At 59.8% G+C, this 4343-nt stretch carries 3 protein-coding genes; all 3 read left to right on the forward strand.

Features of this window, described 5'->3' with window-relative positions:
• The first annotated feature begins 382 nt into the window (after positions 1-382).
• Genes VN577_22065 through VN577_22075 form a run of 3 tightly spaced genes read left to right on the forward strand, consistent with a single transcriptional unit; the run spans position 383 to position 3946 of the window.
• Positions 383-1372: a hypothetical protein gene (locus tag VN577_22065; GenBank protein ID HWR17530.1), complete on the forward strand. Its 990-nt coding sequence runs from the start codon at positions 383-385 to the stop codon at positions 1370-1372.
• Positions 1365-1892, forward strand: a complete 528-nt coding sequence (locus tag VN577_22070; protein ID HWR17531.1) for a hypothetical protein — start codon at positions 1365-1367, stop codon at positions 1890-1892. Before VN577_22065 ends, VN577_22070 begins: the two co-directional genes overlap by 8 nt.
• Positions 1889-3946 carry a hypothetical protein gene (locus VN577_22075; protein HWR17532.1) on the forward strand — a complete coding sequence of 686 codons (2058 nt, stop codon included), beginning with the start codon at positions 1889-1891 and terminating at the stop codon, positions 3944-3946. The genes VN577_22070 and VN577_22075 overlap by 4 nt, the downstream gene beginning before the upstream one ends.
• Positions 3947-4343 lie beyond the last annotated feature (397 nt).

Here is a 4343-nt window from a genome sequence, read left to right on the forward strand (position 1 = left end):
GCCCAAGCTGATGGGATATGTAGCGGACCAGTACGACATGTCGCGCGCGTTCATCGTGCCGATGTTGTGCTTCGTGGTGGTGGCGCTGTACGGGTTCAACTGGCCGCGCTTGAGCAAGGCGGAGTCGCTGCAGGGGGTTCGGGCTACGGGGGGACACTAAGAGGAGACAGGTAGATCAGCGGCTGCAAGGGGCGTTTATGGGGAGTAATCCGCCCGCGTACGTCGGGCGTTGGAATTCCCCCGTGGGTGTCTTTGCGGGTCAGACCGAAACCGCAGCCAATCTTTGTCACGCATCTTTGCGATGAACTCCCCTCAGGCTGCCGCGCTCTGATACACTCTCTGTTCCGGAACATTTGACGTTAACTTGTTGCCAGACGACAACATGTCCCTGAGTCACGAATACGCCCGCGCCCTATCCCAACTCACGGGTGACGACTTTCAGGCCGAAGTGTGCGTACGGCTGGGGAATGCGATTCTCAGCTTTCAGGATGTCCCCAGGAAGCCACATGGCGACGGGGGGCTCGATGGGCTCTCGCACGACGCCGAACATGCGTATTGCTGCTACGGGCCGGAATACGACAAGTTCAAGGCCGCGAAGGACCTCACAGCGGACATCGTCGACAAATTTAGAGGCGATCTACGCAAGCTCTTTGAACTGGATATGGACGATGGGAAGATCGTGCAAATCGAGAACAAGGAGATTGCGACAATTCTGCCGGATGGGACGACCGTCAAGCACATCAGGCTGATAGTCAATTGGTTCGAGAGTCATCGGATTATCGGACCCATCGGCACCGCGGTTAAGAAATACCGAAAGGCCAGCACGTGCAGATACGTGGATGAAGGCGCTTCTGTTGTCGTCTGGGGGCCGAAGCAACTCGCAACACTGTATCCCGTCGATGAAAGCACCATCCTTCGGTCGCGCCACGCCAAGTTCCTGAAGGAGGTGCAGAGTGCAGCCGAGCTTGTCGCAATAGAGAATCCCTCTGATTTCGACGCCAAGATGAATTCGCTGGGCAAAATCTGCCCGGCCCATCAGGCACCAGGCATCGCAAGTCTAAAAGAGGCGCTTCTGTCCGATTGGCGCATGGCGCTTGCGTTCGAGCAGAGGCTCGATGGAACGCTGCCGACGCTGCACAAAACACTGGAGGATCATCGACGCCGCATCCTGCAAAAGGTGGCGCAGTTGATGATTGCCTCGGACAAGCCGTGGGCGGAATTGGGTCGGGCAGGGGAAATTGCGACTGGCGTGTTGGCGCCGGACTTCGAGGCGGCTTTCGGCACCACGCTGCTCGGCGCAATCAGCTCCGGCGAGGTCGCGCGATTGATCGGCGAATGCCCCATCGGCTGGGAGGCACCGGCGCATGCCTGAGCGGGCAGCAATCGAAACCCTGTCGGCTCTGCTGCAATCGAGTCAGGCGCAGCCGCGGGTGCGAACAGAGCGCCTGGTCCCTTCAGCAATATATGATCTCGATTACCGCATCTTCGTGATCGCAGCCGCATTTGAACTCCACGCCAAGGAAGCGCCGCCAATTAGGCGGCGCATTCACGCCACAAAGCTGAAGCTCCTACAGTTCATCGCGATCCGGCCCCGGCTTATGTCGGTTATCTGGTCCTGGAGCGCAGCCGGAGACGACGGGACATCATTCGCGGCCCACGATCTTCGGCGGGGGTTCCTGGGGGATCGGATGTACGACGCCGTGGTGGCGTTTCTGGTCGCCCGCGGCGCCCTCGAATGGATGGGGACGCATCTTGCCGCTGGCAGCAATGCAGAGCTTTTGGCCAATATCTACACGGCGGCGGTTAGCGCCGACCTTTTCGTAGCGGAGCGGCGGACCTTAGAGGAACTGGCCCATGTCCGCGTGACCGTCCGCATGCTGGAGGGCGTGTGATTCGCCTCTCATTCATCGCCGTGAGGGGGCAATCGGCGGCTGGGCCGTTTGCCGGTACCCTGGAGTTCTCGGGCGGGCTGCAAATCATCTCTGCGGACAACGCTTTCGGGAAATCCCTCGCCGCGAAAACGGTCGCATGGTGCCTCGGCGTCGAACCGATCTTCGGGATATTCAGTAATGATGCCACTTGTTTTCCGCAGGCCGTCCTTGAGCGCCTGAAGCTGCCGGACGACAGCTATACGGACGTCCTGTCGTCGGAGTGCGAGATAGAGCTGATTCATGACGACGGCCGCAGACTGCGGCTATGCCGGGCGATCAAAGGCAATACCGACGACGTTGGCGTGACGGAGCAGACCGAAGGGGAGGCCCGGGAGAGCAGGCTTGTCGCCAGGCGGGGCACAATGCAAGACGAGACAGGCGGCTTGCAGCACTTCCTCTTCGAGTGGCTCAAGTGGCCGCGCGTCGAGGTCTCGACGTTCAAGGGGACAGCCTCGGAAGTGTATCTTGAGAACCTGGTGCCTTCGTTCTATATAGACCAGACGGAAGGGTGGGCGGAAATTCAGGCGCAGCAGATCGGGCGCTACGGCCAGTTAGAGATTAAGGAAATTGCCGTGGAGTATCTGCTCGGCTCCATAGGTGCGATCAAGGCACGGGTGGCACAGCGCCAGAGTGCACAGCGGCAAGGCGCGCTCCGTGAGCTTGCCCGTAACATCGCCGAGCGTGTGACGAACATGGCAGAGCGGCGCGATTGGCACGTCGACTGGACCGGCGGCGGGTCACTAGAGGATATTGTGAAGCGTTGGACGCGCCGGAACTTGAGCCAGGCGCTTAAGCATGACGCGAATGTTGATCTTTCCGCGAAGATCAGCGATCTTTCCGACCGCGCCGAACTCCTGCGGAAGGCGCTTACAACCGATGGGGTTGACCGTCACAACAACTCGGCTCCGGCGGAAGCTTCCCAGAGGGCAATTGAACTGAAACGGCGCCGCCATACGCTGAATGAGTCACTGAGTACGTTACGAATCCAGAAGGAACAGACGGATGAGTTGATTGGCAGCCTCGACCACCGGATACAGTCAGCGAGCGATCTCTTGCGTCTAAAAGTGACCGGAGTCGGGAGGCTGGATCATGTCGAGTGCCCGACATGCCATCGTGACCTCGATCCCGTGACGTTTGCATTAACCGACCAGTCGGCGGAGTCGATCAGCACGCATATCGAGGCTCTGAAGCGGGATCGCGACATGATGGTGAGCAATTCGCGGTCGATCGAGGCGGGACTCAGAACCGCGCGGGCGTCGATGCTGAATCTCGATACCGAGCTACGGGAGGCCGAGCGGGTGTTGATGAGCGTGACGGCGGCTATTGGCGCGGAACGTGAACAGGTTGCCCGGATTGTAGGCGACCTCTCCGCAATAGATCGGGAGACGGATAGGGCGCGGGACAGCATCGCGGAAATCGAGGAGCTTCAGGGGGAAATTGATCGCTGGGTTGCGGATGCGGTCGCTGCGTCTGGCCAAGAGGTCGGTTCAGCGGATCTGGGCGGACGGCGGCAGGCGTTTCTTGACGCCCTTCGGAAATACCTCGTTGAACTCCGGCATAGTGAGGTCCGGCAAGGTACGGAGAGCCTGTTGATATTCGACGAGCAATACGTGCCCTATCTCGACAACCGGCGGCTGCGTTCGCTCGGTTCGGCCAGCGATCACTCGCGCTTGACGACGGCTTATGCCTTGGCTCTGGCTGCGACCGGGACGAACGACGGCGGGCTACATCCCGGCATAGTTATTCTCGACGAACCGTTGCAGCAGAATCCCGACCCTGGACACCGCAGCCGATTCGTGGAGTTCCTCAGCAAGCAGCTTGCGCGCAACGCCCAGTTTCAAACGATCATCTTCACCTCGCTGAAGGAGGATGAGGTCGAGCAGTTGCGAAAGGGAGGGGTGAAAGTGCAAACCCCGTCGGGTGAGAAATGGTTGCAATTGGTTCCTCCACCCGCTGAACCGCCAAAGAAAGTTGATGTGCCAGAGGCACCCGCATCAGGGAACGCACAAGCCTGATCGGTCCCGCTCAACGTGAGACTCCGACATAGTCCGTTAGTCTTCTGCGAGCTCTGCCTCTGGCAAGCACGACTGCGTTTCGCCAGTGTGGGCGTACCGTTGCGGCAGTATACACGAACCTGATCGGCGGACAGAGGGTGAATCTGGCGCAAGTCGAGGATTCGGGAACGAGAAGTCGGCCAGGGTCAAGTGTCCATGGCCTACATACACGGTAGGCCATCCGAATGCACCCCCGCACCGGCCAGGTCTGGTCAGCCAGCAACGGGAGAAGTGCTGCAAGCCCCGGGAATGCGCTCCATATCGATGTAAAACGCACAACCCACAACTGCGGCGCACAATCCGCCGCCGGTCGTTCGGGATATACTTGCGGAACTTGGAGGGTACAACGATGTCATCA

The sequence above is a fragment of the Terriglobales bacterium genome (genome assembly GCA_035561515.1).
Taxonomy (GTDB): Bacteria; Acidobacteriota; Terriglobia; order Terriglobales; family Acidobacteriaceae; genus DATMXP01.

Bases quoted from the DNA above. Each gene is read 5' to 3' on its own strand.
- VN577_22065 (HWR17530.1), top strand. From the start codon at position 383: ATGTCCCTGAGTCACGAATACGCCCGCGCCCTATCCCAACTCACGGGT.
- VN577_22070 (HWR17531.1), top strand. From the start codon at position 1,365: ATGCCTGAGCGGGCAGCAATCGAAACCCTGTCGGCTCTGCTGCAATCG.